This window comes from Rheinheimera sp. 1928-s (genome assembly GCF_029269265.1).
GTDB lineage: Bacteria > Pseudomonadota > Gammaproteobacteria > Enterobacterales > Alteromonadaceae > Pararheinheimera.
Genome location: NZ_JARIXP010000003.1, coordinates 267,493 through 282,416 on the forward strand (window position 1 = coordinate 267,493; position 14,924 = coordinate 282,416).

At 48.1% G+C, this 14,924-nt stretch carries 12 protein-coding genes; 9 read left to right on the forward strand and 3 right to left on the reverse strand.

Annotated features, from left to right (window positions below):
- Position 1: 1 nt before the first annotated feature.
- From P3C17_RS08945 to P3C17_RS08955, 3 genes are read left to right on the forward strand one after another with little or no spacing between them, the layout of a single operon-like run.
- Positions 2-1,384: a tryptophan 7-halogenase gene (locus P3C17_RS08945; RefSeq protein ID WP_300929106.1), complete on the forward strand. Its 1,383-nt coding sequence runs from the start codon at positions 2-4 to the stop codon at positions 1,382-1,384.
- Between the two features lie 7 nt (positions 1,385-1,391).
- Positions 1,392-2,900: a tryptophan halogenase family protein gene (locus P3C17_RS08950; RefSeq protein ID WP_300929107.1), complete on the forward strand. Its 1,509-nt coding sequence runs from the start codon at positions 1,392-1,394 to the stop codon at positions 2,898-2,900.
- Positions 2,900-3,586: a DUF6445 family protein gene (locus P3C17_RS08955; RefSeq protein ID WP_300929108.1), complete on the forward strand. Its 687-nt coding sequence runs from the start codon at positions 2,900-2,902 to the stop codon at positions 3,584-3,586. The genes P3C17_RS08950 and P3C17_RS08955 overlap by 1 nt, the downstream gene beginning before the upstream one ends.
- Position 3,587: 1 nt before the next feature.
- Here P3C17_RS08955 and P3C17_RS08960 read toward each other — a convergent pair whose 3' ends face one another.
- Together P3C17_RS08960 and P3C17_RS08965 are read right to left on the reverse strand one after the other, a co-directional pair.
- Positions 3,588-4,895: a TIGR00366 family protein gene (locus P3C17_RS08960; RefSeq protein ID WP_300929109.1), complete on the reverse strand. Its 1,308-nt coding sequence runs from the start codon at positions 4,893-4,895 to the stop codon at positions 3,588-3,590.
- A 159-nt stretch (positions 4,896-5,054) separates the two neighbouring features.
- On the reverse strand, positions 5,055-6,005 hold the full coding sequence (locus P3C17_RS08965; RefSeq protein WP_300929110.1) for a LysR family transcriptional regulator: 951 nt from the start codon (positions 6,003-6,005) through the stop codon (positions 5,055-5,057).
- A 106-nt stretch (positions 6,006-6,111) separates the two neighbouring features.
- Here P3C17_RS08965 and P3C17_RS08970 point away from each other — a divergent pair, with 106 nt between their 5' ends.
- On the forward strand, positions 6,112-6,546 hold the full coding sequence (locus P3C17_RS08970; protein ID WP_300929111.1) for a DMT family transporter: 435 nt from the start codon (positions 6,112-6,114) through the stop codon (positions 6,544-6,546).
- A gap of 23 nt (positions 6,547-6,569) precedes the next feature.
- Complete coding sequence (locus tag P3C17_RS08975) at positions 6,570-7,049, forward strand: DMT family transporter (protein ID WP_300929112.1); 480 nt, start codon at positions 6,570-6,572, stop codon at positions 7,047-7,049.
- Here P3C17_RS08975 and P3C17_RS08980 read toward each other — a convergent pair.
- Positions 7,042-8,043, reverse strand: coding sequence for an alpha/beta hydrolase (locus tag P3C17_RS08980; RefSeq protein WP_300929113.1), 1,002 nt, complete (start codon positions 8,041-8,043; stop codon positions 7,042-7,044). The two genes, P3C17_RS08975 and P3C17_RS08980, sit on opposite strands and share 8 nt — an antisense overlap.
- A 386-nt stretch (positions 8,044-8,429) precedes the next feature.
- Between P3C17_RS08980 and P3C17_RS08985 the strand changes: the two genes are divergently transcribed.
- From P3C17_RS08985 to P3C17_RS09000, 4 genes are all read left to right on the forward strand, one after another.
- Positions 8,430-11,519 (forward strand): TonB-dependent receptor, encoded by a 3,090-nt coding sequence (locus P3C17_RS08985; RefSeq protein WP_300929114.1) that lies wholly within the window; start codon positions 8,430-8,432, stop codon positions 11,517-11,519.
- Between the two features lie 102 nt (positions 11,520-11,621).
- Complete coding sequence (locus P3C17_RS08990) at positions 11,622-12,362, forward strand: SapC family protein (RefSeq protein ID WP_300929115.1); 741 nt, start codon at positions 11,622-11,624, stop codon at positions 12,360-12,362.
- Complete coding sequence (locus P3C17_RS08995; protein WP_300929116.1) at positions 12,359-13,405, forward strand: cupin-like domain-containing protein; 1,047 nt, start codon at positions 12,359-12,361, stop codon at positions 13,403-13,405. The genes P3C17_RS08990 and P3C17_RS08995 overlap by 4 nt, the downstream gene beginning before the upstream one ends.
- A gap of 30 nt (positions 13,406-13,435) precedes the next feature.
- Positions 13,436-14,917, forward strand: coding sequence for a tryptophan halogenase family protein (locus P3C17_RS09000; RefSeq protein WP_300929117.1), 1,482 nt, complete (start codon positions 13,436-13,438; stop codon positions 14,915-14,917).
- The last annotated feature ends 7 nt before the right edge of the window (positions 14,918-14,924 follow it).

A 14,924-nucleotide genomic window follows, 5' to 3' on the forward strand; every position in this document is an offset into this window, starting at 1 on the left:
GATGCAACAACCTCTGGTGTTAATAGGCCATGGCCTCTGGTTACAGATGGCAACAGCCATAGTAGCCAAGCATCTACAGCCCTTTGGTTATCCCTGTATAGCGCTGGAGTTACCAGCAAGGGTCAAAGAACCTGCTGCTGTAGCATGCGGACCTGAACTCGCAACACTCTGTCAGATGTTGGGTTTACCACTGCAACTGGTGCTGGCTAAAGCCCAAGCTACTTTTTCTTTGGGCAGTCAGTATCAAAGCGGCGCAAACCGCTGGTTTGTGCCTTTTGGTCATTATGGCCTGAACGGCTCTGCAGTTGAATTTGAGCAGGCTATACTGCAGCTGTTGCAACAGGAGCCAGACAGTAAGGCTGAGCTATTTAGCATAGCGGCCCAGGCAGCCCATCAGGGTAAATTTGCTCTGGCCCCTGCAAACAGACCCGATCTGGCCGAAGCTCTGAGTTATGGTATGCATCTTCAGACCGCTGAATTCGCAGCTTGCCTGAAGCACTATAACCAGCAGCTTGGTGTGACCTTCCTCAGTAGTCAAATAGTGGAGATTAACTACAGCGTCCAGGGCCAGATCAGCAGCCTGCAGCTGGACAATGGTGCTGCTATCGCTGTGGGTTATTGCCTGGATTGCAGAGCAGAACCCACAGCAGACGAGGCAAGCCGCACCGTGCAGCTTTTCTCTGCTCAGGACACAACTGTGCTATTGCAACAGCCTTACAGCTCTGTGATCCAGACCTCATGGGGCTGGTTAGTGCGGCTGCCTTTGCAGCAAGGCAGTCATTGGTTCAGCCAATGCACGGATCCGGCTGTTGATTTGCCACAGATCAGGCACGAACTGCAACAGCTGACAGGCCAAACCGACTGGCAAAGCTACACCAAACAGCAGCCAACAGGATCCCAACCCTGGCAGCATAATCATTTGCGTTTTGGACAAGCCGCAGCGGCCTTGGATTGCCCTTTGTACAACGGCCTGACCGCCTTGCAATATTTGGTGATACGTTGGCTGGATTTGTTGCCAAACCAAAGCAGTTGCCCGGCCACTGCACTGATGTATAACCAGCACTGGCAACAGTATCAGTCTGAGGTGCAGGACTTTTTGCACTTACATCAGCAACCACTGGCGACTAAAACTGGCCAGGCTTTTGCCCGCTTAGGCCGCGTTTTGACTACAGAAACCGATGCAATTAAAGCGGGCCAATGGTTTGGTTTGATGCAGGGTCTTGGTCTCACACCTGAACTTCGCAGTATGTTGCTGGCAAACCGGACAGAAACAGAAATACAACAAGGATTAAGGCAAATACAGCAGCAAATAGCCAGATTAGTTGCCGCTATGCCGTCTCAGATTGATACCCTGAATCGCTGCCTGCAGCAGCTTTCACATTGAGGTTGTTATGATAGAAAAAATAAGAAAAATCATCGTATTAGGTGGAGGCTCTGCTGGCTGGATGACAGCTGCAGCTTTGGGAAAAGTATTAAAAAACCAATATTGTCAGATCCAGGTCATAGAATCAGAACAGATAGGCACTGTTGGTGTAGGTGAAGCCACTATCCCTCAGATTATGCTCTACAACGAATTGATTGGGTTAGACGAAAACGACTTTATGCGTCGTACTCAGGCCACCTTTAAACTGGGTATTCAGTTTGTTGACTGGCAAAAACAGGGCAGTAGCTACTTTCATGCTTTTGGCGATGTAGGCAAAAATATGGAAGGGCTGCAGTTTTATCACTACTGGTTAAAAATGCGCGCTTTGGGCAAAGCCGCACCGCTGGATGAATATACCCTGAGTTCACTGGCCTGCCTTGAACAGCGCTTTATGCGGTCCATGGATGCAGGCAACTCGCCTTTGTCGAATATCGCCTACGCCTTTCATTTTGATGCAGGGCTTTTTGCCAAGTATTTACGTGAATTAGCCGAACAATGGGGCGTGCAGCGCACCGAAGGTGAAGTGGTTGAAGTACGTCAGCTGGACAATGGCTTTATCCGCTCTTTACGTCTGGCTGATGGCACTGAACACGAAGCTGACTTTTTTATCGATTGCTCCGGTTTTCGTGGGCTGCTGATTGAGCAAACCCTGAAAACCGGCTATGAAGACTGGAGCCACTGGTTGCCTTGTGACAGAGCTATTGCAGTGCCAAGCGCAACAACGTCTGAACCCTGGCCTTTTACCAGAGCCACAGCCCAGAGAGCTGGCTGGCAGTGGCGTATTCCACTGCAACACAGAGTAGGTAATGGTCATGTCTACTGCAGCCGTTTTATGTCGGAAGATGAAGCTACAGCTATTTTGCTGAAGAATCTGGATGGTGAAGCGCTGGCAGAACCAAGACCCATCCGCTTTGTCACAGGCAAACGCAAACAATTCTGGAATAAAAACTGTCTGGCTGTTGGGCTGGCAGGTGGTTTTATGGAACCGCTGGAGTCCACCAGTTTACATTTGGTACAGGCCACAATTTCTAAGCTGTTTAGTTTTTTTCCCGACCGTAACTTTGCACAAAGTGACATAGACGAATTCAACCGTCAGATGCACTTTGACTATGACAAGATCAGGGATTTTCTGATCCTGCATTACCATGCCACAGAACGGAATGATTCAGAGTTCTGGAATTATTGCCGTACCATGGCTGTGCCAGAGGAGCTGACGCAGAAAATCCAACAGTTTAAAGCCAATGGGCGTATCTTCCGTTTTAACAATGAAATGTTCAGCGATCTGAGCTGGTTTGAAGTCATGCTGGGACAAGGCATAACACCACAAGGCTATCACCCTATGGCGGATCTGTTTCCTGAAGCTGAGCTGGCAAAACGGCTGGAGGGTATTCGCAGCGTGATCCGCAAATCTGTCGACCATATGCCGTCTCATCAAAGCTTTATCGACCTGAACTGCAAAGCCGGAAAAGTCTATTAATGAGGCAGCCTGTACTGAGGTTTAGCCGCATAGGCACGCAGCAACAGCCGCTAATGGTGGTGGATGATTTTATTCCACAGCCGGAGCAACTGCTCCAGTATGCCTTGCAACAAGGAGAGGTGAAACAAGCTGGGGGTTTGTATCCTGGCTTACGCTCTGCTGCGCCAGCGGCCTTTGGTACTTTCCTGCTACAGCAGTTAGCACAAGCTGTTCAGGACTGTTTTGGCCTGGCGCCAACCCAACTGCAGCAGATTGAAAGCTATTTCTCCCTGGTCAGTACCCCGGCGGCAGCATTGTCGCCTATGCAGTCTATTCCCCACTTTGACCGGCCTTGCCCTGACGAACTGGCGGCCATCTATTACTTATGTGATGAACGCCACGGCGGCACCAGTTTTTATCGACACCGCAGCACAGGCTATGAGGCTATTACGCCAGAGTGTCAGGTCCATTATCAGCGCGCTTTGCAGGCTGATTTTCAAATGCATGGTGTGCCAAAGGGTTACATTTGTGGTAACACACCACTCTTTGAGGTGATTGCTACTGTACCTGCCCGTTTTAACCGTCTGGTGCTGTACCGCTGCTCGTCTTTGCATTCCGGCGATATCAAGCCTGATTACAGCTACGATCTAAACCCGTTTTCCGGCCGTTTTACTATAGCGTCCTTCCTGTCGGCTGCTTCGGCCTGAATCAGATAAAGCTTAACACCAGACTGATAATGACACCTGTCACCAGCAACTGCAGCAGGCAATACCCCATTACATCTTTGGCTTTAAGGCCAGCTATCGCCAAAACAGGCAAAGCCCAAAAGGGTTGAATTAAGTTAGTCCAGGCATCGCCCCAGGCCACTGCCATCGCTATACGATTGACTTCAGCCCCTAACTCCAAAGCCGCCGGTATCATCACAGGAGCCTGCACTGCCCATTGGCCACCACCGGATGGAATAAAAATATTGACTAAACCAGCACTCAAAAAGGTCCAGAACGCCAGACTTTCTGCCGTGGCAAAGCTAACAAACCACTGCGATAAAGACTGAGCTAAACCCGACTGCATCATCACCGCCATAATACCGGCATAAAACGGAAACTGAATAATAATGCCAGCTCCGCCCTGAATAGCCTGCTGCAAGCTATGCAATAAACGCCTTGGAGTGCCATGCAGCAAAATTGCCAGAAATAAAAACAGGAAGTTCACTATATTCAGATTCAGCCCACCTGCTTTGGCAAAGTACTGCAGCAAATAAGCTCCGGCGGCCACAGCAATGAAAGCTGTGATAACAAAGCTATTTTCCAGCTTATCGGCAGGGCGTTCGGTGGTTAAATCGGGCAGGCTTTCAGGCTTTAACTTAGCCGGGTCTATATAAACTGCATCTTCGGCTTTAGGTCGCATCAGGTAATTCAGCAGCGGCACAGAGATAAATAAAGCGGCCAGCAACAGCAGATTAAATAACGAAAAGATGGTGTCGGAGGTTGGAATAATGCCGATTTGAGCTTCAGCAAAATGGCCGGACGTGGCAATAGTTAAAGGCACTGAACCCGACAAGCCACCATGCCAAATAACAAAACCTGAATAGGCGCTGGCAATCAGCAAGGGGTAATCGACCTGAATGCGCCGCGCTAAAGCTTTAGCAAACAAAGCCCCAACTACTAAACCAAAACCCCAGTTCAACCAACTCGCAGCTAAAGACACCAGCGTCACCAGCACTATAGCCTGACCTGCAGTGGAGGCTAGCATCGCCAGCCTGTCCAGTAACTTGCTGACTAGCGGAGTACTGGCTAGCATAAAACCTGTCACCAGCACCAACAGCATTTGCATCGAAAAACTCAATAAACCCCAAAAGCCGTCGCCCCATTGCTGCGCCACAGCCAAAGGACTTTGTTGCTCAAAGACTATGGCGGCGACAAACACCAACAGACTCAATAACAACACAAAAATATAAGGGTCAGGCAGGTAACGTTCCACCAGTTTAACCAGAGGTTTAGCAACGACATTCAGCATCTTTTATCCATCATTTTTATCTGCTTCTGCTAGTACCATAAATCACTGTGCTTATTCGGGCAATCAGGATAGACCTATGGATTGTTGTATCACTAAGTTCTGCCTTTATGGCTCCAACTGCCGATTTATTTCAGTTGCCCCTTTATTCCAATTGCCCATTTATTCCAACTGCCAATACAGCGGCGAACCATAGACTTCAATAAAATAATCAATCAGCACTCGCACATTCAGCGGCGGATGACGAACATGAGGGTAAATAGCAGCTATACACTGCGGCTCCGTTTTAATGGCCGCTTCATAGTCGGGTAATAATAGAACCAGCTTGCCTTGCTTCAGGCTATCGCCAATCAGCCAGTCAGGAAACAGCACCAGCCCCATACCTGTCAGCGCTGCTGTATATAAGCTGTCGGCATTGTTGGAGGTTAAAGTAGCCTTGACTGGCGAATGAACCCAGCTGGTTTGTTTTTCCCCCTCTTGTTTTTCCCTGAACAGCCATCGATTCGGCCCTGAAGATCCGCGATACACCAAGGCCTGATGCTGAAGAAGATCGGCTGGTGTTTTGGGTTCGCCGTGTTTGTTTATATAGTCAGGAGAAGCTGCCAGATAATAGGTCTGCTTTCCGATAACCCGTGCATGAAAAGAGGAATCCGCCAAAGCACCAATACGGAAAATCAGGTCGGCAGCTTCACGGTGAGGGTCAATAAAATCGTCGGTTAGACTAAGTTCTATTTGCAGCTTGGGGTATCTGTTGCTTAATTCGGCTAACCAGGGCGCTATATGTTTTTGGCCAAAAAACACCGGCGCATTGACCCGAACCACACCTGCTGGCTGCAGTGTTTTGTCTTGTAACTCTTTTTGCGCTTCGCTCAACTGCTCAGCCATGGTGCGCGCATAGTCCGCAAAAATCCGCCCCGCTTCAGTTGGGATCACAGCCCTGGTATTGCGATAAAACAATTGTTGGCCCAGTGCGTCTTCTAACTGCTGCACAGAACGCGACACCATAGAAGCTGACACTCCTTGTCGTCGCGCCACTATTGAAAAACTTTGTGCATCAAACACGCTGATAAAAAACAGCAAATTTCTGATACTAATCGCATTTAAGTCATTCATTCGTGCAAATCCTGCAAAGGTGATTTCTGGATTATAGCGTTTTTCGCAACCAAGCACTGCTATATGCTGCGCGGCTTGAATCAGCACTGAAGCAATGGAGAAAGTTATGCAGATGTTGTTATTGCTACTGGTGGTAGCAGGTGGCATGGGGTTGTCGGTGGAAGCGGGTTTACTTGGGCCATTGGGGCTTGAAGTGGGTAAGTTATGGGCCACCTTTAGTATTTTCGCTGTGGGTGCCGCCATCACTTTTATGCTGATGCTGTTTTTTAGCCCACGCAACAGCCCATCCTTTTTTAGCCAGCCTTCATGGCAACTGCTCGGCGGCGTATTAGGGCCTGTCTATGTGGTTATTCTAACTCTGGCCGCGCCCATTATTGGCATAGCTATGACCATGGTCGGCATTTTGGCCGGTCAGGTGTTTAAAAGCTTAATCATTGATCACTATGGCTGGTTTGGGGTGCCGCACCGCAGAATGGATACTAAACGTCTGCTCGCACTATTTTTCATTGTGATTGCATTGGCATTAATGGCGAACAGCTAATAAACAAGTTTTAAGGAAAAACCATGACCATTTTAATGATTATTCTGGCGGTGATTGCTGGCGCAGTATTAAGTATTCAGGCTGCTATTAATGGCCGTTTGGGCGCTCAGGTAGGGGTGTTTCGCTGTGCTTTTCTGACTTTTGCGTTAGGCGCATTAATCACAGCTTTATTGATCTTTTTCTTTGAACCTAAACACAGTGTCACGCTGCTGGATGTGCCTAAATGGCAATTACTCGGAGCGCTGTTGGGTGTGCCTTACATAGTGATTATGGTACTGGCAGTGCAACGTATTGGCACAGCCATAGCCACAGTTGCGGTGATTTTTGGTCAGTTAAGCATGAGTATGTTGATTGATCATTTTGGCTGGCTGGGCAACAGCGCTATGCCGCTTTCAGAGCAGCGGCTAGGCGCTATTTTATGTTTGGGTATAGCGCTGTATTTTATTTATAGCAGCGGCAAAACCAGCGAAGCTAAACCAATAGCAACATCAGCAGCTACTTAGTGTGTAGCTGCTTAATCAACTGCTGGTGAAAACGCTCTGGCTGCTGAATATGCGGCGAATGGCCTAAATCTGCAAAAGTGATTAAAGATGCATTCGGTATAGCTTTCGCGGCAGCAGGACCAAGTGTGGCGTAATTGCCGAGCTTGAGTTTAAGTTCAGCCGGTGCTATATCTTTGGCGATGGCGGTATTATCCAGCTCGCCAATCATCAGCAGTACTGGCATCTGCAATTGGCCAAACTCGTACAACACCGGCTGGGTGAAAATCATCTCTGCAGTTAAAGCTGAATTCCAGGCCACCTGCTCTTTGCCTTCCCCCTTGTACATGCCGGCCTGCATCTCTACCCAGCGGTCAAACTCTGGCCTCCACTTGCCGGCATAATAAGTACTCAACTGATACTGTTTGATGCCAGCAGCAGAGGTGTTTAACTCACGCTGATACCACTGATCCACAGTGCGATAAGGCACACCTAAAGCTTTCCAGTCTTCCAGCCCTATAGGATTCACCAGCACCAGCTGTGCTGTTTCCTTTGGGTATAACAAGGCAAAACGAGTGGCCAGCATGCCACCCATCGAATGACCCATGACTGTCACTTGTTGGATACCGAGCTTGTCCAGCAAAGCTTTGGTATTGACCGCCAGTTGCTGAAAACTAAACTGGTACTGCTTTGGTTTGCTGGATTTACAAAAACCAATCTGGTCCGGCGCTATCACCCTATAGCCAGCAGCTGTTAAGGCTTCGATACTGCCTTGCCAGGTGGCGGCACAAAAGTTTTTGCCATGCAGCAGTAACGCCACTTTGCCATTGGGTTTTGTTGCGGGAACATCCAGATAAGCCATTTCCAACWGCTGTTGCTGGCTATTCAGACTAAAAAGCTGCACAGGGTAAGGATAGTCAAAACCTTGCAGTCGTGGGCCATACATAGCAGCTGTTGCCACGGCAGGCAGCGCTGTACCTACTAAGCCTAGCAGCAGAGATATCTGTACAAGTTTCAAATGACATCCTCACAAAAGTAATTTAATTCATAGAGTTACTTCTAAGAATACTTCAGTCGGCTTAAGTTCAAACAGGAAGCAATCAAATACCACCCACTATGCCAGCAGCTTTTTATCTGAAAACAGTGCTGGCTATTTTCTGTTCAATAAAAAATATAAAAAAAAGCAAGAGGGTAACGCATTTTGGCAAAATCAAGCTTCTGACTGTATCACTACAATGAATTTTGGGGAGTTGGCAATTCGGCATTGACGTGGAGGAAGCCGGTAAGTTCAGCACCTTAACAAAAAGAGAATTTGGCGGTTTTCAGTAACTACAGCTTTTTGGCTGTATAGCTGGCCAAATCCTTGATTCAGGTGACTAATATAAATCAAGAGGGTATGGATAGATGAACAATAATAAGATATTTACCAGAACCGCAGTAGCGAGGGCTGTCACCCTGCTACTGAGTGGCAGCGTAGTTCTGCCACTTTATGCGCAGGAAACGCAACAAGCACAAGAAACTAAAGCTTCAGAGACAGCACCAGTGGAAATCATTGCTGTCTATGGTGTACGTTCCAGTCTGCAACAGGCAGCGGAAATTAAACGGAATTCGATGGGGGTGGTAGACGCCATCTCAGCTGAAGATATAGGTAAGTTCCCGGATACTAACCTGGCAGAATCTCTGCAGCGGATCTCAGGGGTATCCATCAGCCGCACCAATGGTGAAGGTTCTGAAGTAACAGTACGGGGTTTTGGTGCTGACAATAATATGGTCACTCTGAATGGCCGTACTATGCCTGCTGCCAATACTTATGCCGCAGGTTCAGGTGCTGACGGCACCAGCCGTGGTGGTAGTTCCCGTGCTTTTGACTTCTCCAATCTGGCTTCTGAAAGCATCAGCGGCGTTGAAGTCTATAAAACTGGCAAAGCCAATATAGCCACTGGTGGTATAGGTGCCACCTTGAATATCAAAACGGCCCGCCCACTGGAGAATCCGGGTGGTGCAGCCAGCATAGGTGTCAAAGCGGCACATGACACCACCAACAGAGCGGGCGACGATATTACCCCTGAAGTATCAGGTATTTTCAGCCATGTCACCGCGGACGATAAATTTGGTGTCAGTGTCTCTGCCAGCCACCAGAAACGGGACTCAGGTTACACTGGTGCTACAGTCAATGACTGGCAGGTGGGCTACTGGGACGATCTGAATGCTCCAGGCCGACTCTGGAACAATGCCGATACAGAGGTGACAAACGCGCCGGCTCAAGGCCAGCTGTATACACGCCCGAACGATATTCGTTATGCATTTTCAGATTCACAACGGGAACGTGACAATGCTCAACTGACTTTACAATTCAGACCTTCAGAACGATTCACCGCAACTGGCGACTATACGTTCGCCGAAAATAACATAGTTGAACATCGTGGTGAGATCACCAACTGGGTGCAAACTGGCAGCAATATCAAAGAAGTTGAATTTGATAACAATGTTGTTAAAACGCCTACTTATATTAAAGAAGAGTATGCAAGTACTGTCGATGAAGGTTACGAGCAGCAATGGCGTGAGCAAACCAATACTTTGAAATCTGTGGGTGTAAATTTTGAGTATCTGGTTAGTGACGACCTGACTCTGGAATTTGATGCCCACGATTCCAAGATGCACAGCCGCGGTACAGGGCCACGTAACTCAGGTGAATTGGCTGTAGGTTTGGGTGCTCCTATCGTCGAATCACGTGAATGGTTTTGGGGTATGGATTTACCAACTTATCTGAACGTGTATAACGATGCAGCTCCGGGTAAAGGTGCCAATGCCAACGGTATGGTCGATGCGGGTGATGTAGGTTCTTCTATTGGCCGTATTCGTAACGCCAGTCAGGAAAGCGATATTCAGCAATTTAAGCTGGATGCAAAATATGCGCTGGACGATGGTCATTTCGACTTTGGTGTTGAAATCCGTAATATGGAGTCCCGCACCCTGCAAACCGCAGGTAATAATATAGCCTTAGGTAACTGGAACGTTGGCAATCCTGGTGAGTTTGGTGATCTGATCCAACCCTTTGATTTACCGGGTGAATTTGATGACTACAAAACCTTACCAGGCGGTTACGGTTTTATTGCCGACCCACGCGCTTTGTACACTGCAGCTTTGGCTTTATACCCTGGTATTCCAACAGCCTCTGAAACAACTTATTCTGCTGACAATATTGTTAAAGAAGACACTATGGCGGCGTATTTCCAGGTGGCTTTGGGCGGTGAAATCGGCAAAATGCCATTTGATGTGCTGACAGGTTTGCGATATGAAAAAACTGAGTCTGAGTCCAGCTCGCTGGTCAGCAGAACATTTTTCCGCTGGGAAGACAACAATGATATTGTTGCTTATGCAGATAGCACTACTCCGGCACAACCTTTCAATGCTGAAAACGACTACGACTATCTGTTGCCAAGCTTAGATTTTACCTTACATCTGAGTGATGATGTCATCAGCCGTTTCTCCTTTAGTAAAACTATTGCCCGTGCCGGTTTAGGTAGTTTAGGTGTATCCGCTTCTAACTTTGGTGGCGGTGGTGGATCTACCCTTTTGGGTGCTCAACCTACAGCCAACGCGTCCAACCCTGGGCTGTTGCCGCTGGAATCGTCTAACTACGATTTATCGCTGGAATGGTATTACGACAATGGCAGCTATATGTCAGCTGGTTTGTTCCAAAAGGATGTTGTGAACTTTATCGGTAGCCGTCAGGTCGACCAGCCACTACTGGGTATTCTTGACGTGACTGGAGGCCCACGCGCTATTGCCGCACTGCAGGCTATTCGCGATGCTGGTTTCCCTGTGGATGACACCCATCTGTATGCGATGATGGTCTTTACTGAATACCGCAACCATCCGGATATGATTGCCGAGTTTGGCACAAATCCTCAGTTTACCGGTACACCTGAACAAATTGACTTCCTGGCCAATAATGCAGGTTTTGATTTAATTGCCAATCCTGATGATCCGGAAATGGAATTTCGTACCAGTACACCTGATAACAACAGGGCTGCCAAAATACATGGTGCCGAGTTAGCTATTCAGCATTTCTTCGGTGAAACAGGTTTTGGTGTGCAGGCTAACTATACCTTAGTACGAGGTGATATCGGCTTTAACGTCGCAGCGGACCCGGGCGAATCTCAGTTTGCACTGTTAGGCCTGAGCGATACAGCCAACCTGATTGGTATCTATGAAAAAGAAGGCTGGACTGCCCGGGTAGCGTGGAACTGGCGTGACAAATATTTGGCTGAAGTGAACAAAGGTGGCTCTAACAACCCACGCTTTGAAGAAGCTTACTGGCAACTGGACGTCAACCTCGCCTATGATGTGAATGAGCAACTGACCGTCTTTGTTGAGGGTCTGAACCTGACAGGTGAAAACAGTCGTTCTCATGCCCGCAACGAAGCTATGTTGTGGTATCTGACTGACTTAGGTGCACGCTACCAGATCGGTATGCGTTATGACTTTTAACCTGTCATAAACTTATGTTGTTTTACAGGGAAAAGTTGCTTATGCAGCTTTTCCCTGCTCTGCTGTACATGCTGATACCTAAGAAGTCACAGGATTAATAATATGACCAGGCATGTGTTACTGAATAATATCGATCATCAAAATAGCCGCGTTATCCACTACTTTGGGCCTGAGTTTGGCGACAATGTACCCAGTGCTCTGGTGTTTCCCACTGAATTTATTGAACTGCAAAAAGAATACCCCATACTGCTTCGCAAAGATGACCCACAAGGGTCCTACCAGGCCATAGCTTTGTTAGGTTTTTCCAGAGAAGAAAACCTCTACCTGAACGAGCAGCACCCTATAGGTTGGGATGCCCGTTATATTCCGGCCAGCCTTGAAAAAGGTCCATTTTTGATTGGCTTCCAGCGATCCATGGGCATGCAAGACGAAGAACCAAATGCTGTGGTACATATTGATATGAGTCACCCCAAAGTCAGCACAGAACAAGGCCAGCAATTGTTTTTATCCCAAGGTGGCAACAGCCCTTATCTGGAACATATTTCCGCCCGACTGCAAACTATCCACCAAGGTACAGCTTTAGCTCCCATTTTTTATTCTGCTCTGGAACAACTGGAGCTGGTGGAGAGCGTGACCATTGAGTTTGCTCTGCAGAACGGCGACAAAATCCGTCTACTGGGGAACTACTGCATTAATGAACAACGGCTGGCGACTTTACCTGCGGATGCCCTTGCCAGGCTGCAGCAATCTGGTTTTTTAGCGCTGATTTACGCCATGGTGTTTTCAATGGGCACTATTCGCCATTTAATCGAGCGCAAAAATAGCCTTCAGAGCCAGCAATGACGGATAACGCTATGCAGCAAATTACCCGTCAGACCAAAACTATCCAGTGCCAAAGCGGCGTGATCCCGCCTGAAGTCTTGTCAGGCGCTGAACCAGTGATCCTCAAAGGTCTGGTCAGTCACTGGCCTTTGGTGCAACTGGGTCAACAAGGTTCTGCTGCTGTGGCAGATTATCTCTGTAGCCACTACAACGGTAAACCTACCCAGATTTTTTATGGCGAGCCTGCTTTGAACGGCCGCTATTTTTATGATGAAAGCTGCAGCAAACTCAATTTTGACACCCGAATGGGCCAGGTCGATCAGGTGCTGCAACAAATTTTACAGTGGCAAGATCTGGAGCAGCCGCCTTCTGCTTATATCGCCTCCAATTTGCTAAGTACTCATTTTCCAACCTTGCGGCAACACAACGATATTCAGTTGCCCAAACCGACAGTCAATTATCAGACAGAACCCGACAGAGTCAGTATTTGGCTGGGCAACAAGTCACTGTCAGCCTGTCACTATGACTCGTCAGAAAATCTGGCCTGTTGTGTATTGGGTAAACGACGCTTTAGCTTATTTCCGCCGGATCAAATCAGTCATTTATATCCGGGGCCTTTAGAACCGACCCCAGGCGGCCAGGTCATTAGCATGGTGGATTTCGACAATCCAGACTTAGAGCGTTTTCCTGATTTCCCCAAAGCCATAGCCGCAGGCCAAATTGCAGAACTTGAGCCTGGCGATGCGCTGTATTTACCCAGTATGTGGTGGCATCAGGTGGAAGCATTAATGCCCTTTAATATTCTGATCAACTACTGGTGGAGCACAGCGCCACGCTACACGGGCTCAGGTATGAATTTGTTGTATCACGCTTTGTTGTGCCTGCGTGACAAACCAGAACACGAACGCAAAGCCTGGCAGGCCGTGCTGAATCATTACATTTTTGACGACCCGCACAAGGCCGGACACCACTTGCCTGAACAGGCCCGTGGTGTACTGGGCGAACTGGATGAAATGCAGGCCAGACAGTTAAGAGCCATGCTATTAAACCGATTAAATCGCTAAAAAAATTATAAAAATCACAGGGGATAGACAATGCAACAAGTGAAAAAAGTGGTGATTGCAGGTGGCGGTACCGCAGGCTGGGTTGCAGCTGCAGCCTTGTCCAAACGTCTGAAAGGCCTGATAGATGTGGTGCTGATCGAGTCAGAAGAAATTGGCACTGTAGGTGTAGGCGAGTCCACAGTACCTCCTGTGCAACTGTTTCATAACTTACTTGGCATAGACGAACAAGACTTTATGAAAGCCACAGACGCCACCTTCAAACTGGCCATCTCTTTTGAAAACTGGGGCCAGACAGGCGATCAGTATTTCCACCCTTTTGGCGTCACAGGCAAAGGCAGCTTTTTAACTGACTTCCAGCACTATTATTTACACGGCTTAAAACAAGGTGTCGATGCGCCCTTTGGCGACTACTGCTACGAATTACAGGCGGCTAAATTACATAAATTTGGCAAAACCGAAAAGTCAGTGATCAACTATGCTTACCACCTGGATGCGGGCCGTTACGCCCGTTTTCTCCGCAAATTCAGCGAAGATTTAGGCGCAGTGCGCATAGAAGGAAAAATTGCTCAGGTGCAGCAGCACGTCAATGGCGATATCCGCTCCTTAGTGCTGGAATCAGGCCAGGAAATAACAGGTGATTTATTTATCGACTGCACAGGCTTCAGGGCATTGCTTATCGAACAAAGCTTAAAAACTGGTTATGAGCGCTGGGACCATTGGTTGCCCTGCAATAAAGCCGTCGTAGTACAGACAGAACTCGGCCCCACTATGCATCCTTACACCAGAGCTATAGCTCATGACAGCGGCTGGCAGTGGAAAATTCCATTGCAGCACAGAGTCGGTAATGGTCTGGTCTATGCCAGCGATTATTTATCGGACGAAAAGGCGAAACAACGCTTGCTGGATGGCCTGGAAGCTCCGGCCTTGTTTGAACCTCGTGTCTTGAGTTATCAGACAGGCCGACGTAAAAAGCTCTGGAATAAAAACTGTGTCGCCATTGGCTTATCCAGTGGCTTTATCGAGCCGCTGGAATCGACCAGTATTTTCCTCTTTATGAGCGGCATTATCCGTTTACTAAGGCTGTTTCCTTTTAATGGTGTTACTCCGGCTTTAACCGAAGAATACAACCAACAGTCTATTACCGAAGTGGAAAAAATCCGCGACTTTATTATTTTGCATTACCACCAGACAGAACGAACCGACAGCCCGTTTTGGGACTATTGCCGCACCATGTCCATTCCCGACACACTGGCGCACCGGATGGAATTGTTTAAAGAAAGCGCTCACGCCTTTCAGACTGGCGATGAAATGTTCCGGCTTGAATCCTGGAGCCATGTGATGTTAGGGCAACGCCTGCAACCGCAAAGTTATCACCAGCTAGTCGCTGGTTTAGGCCAGGGCGAATTAAGCCGTCATCTGCAAAGCATTCGCGAGACCATTAACGCAGCGGTCGACAGATTGCCATCACACCGTGATTTTTTACGCCAGTATTGTCCGTCTAATCTAAGCTAACAAAACT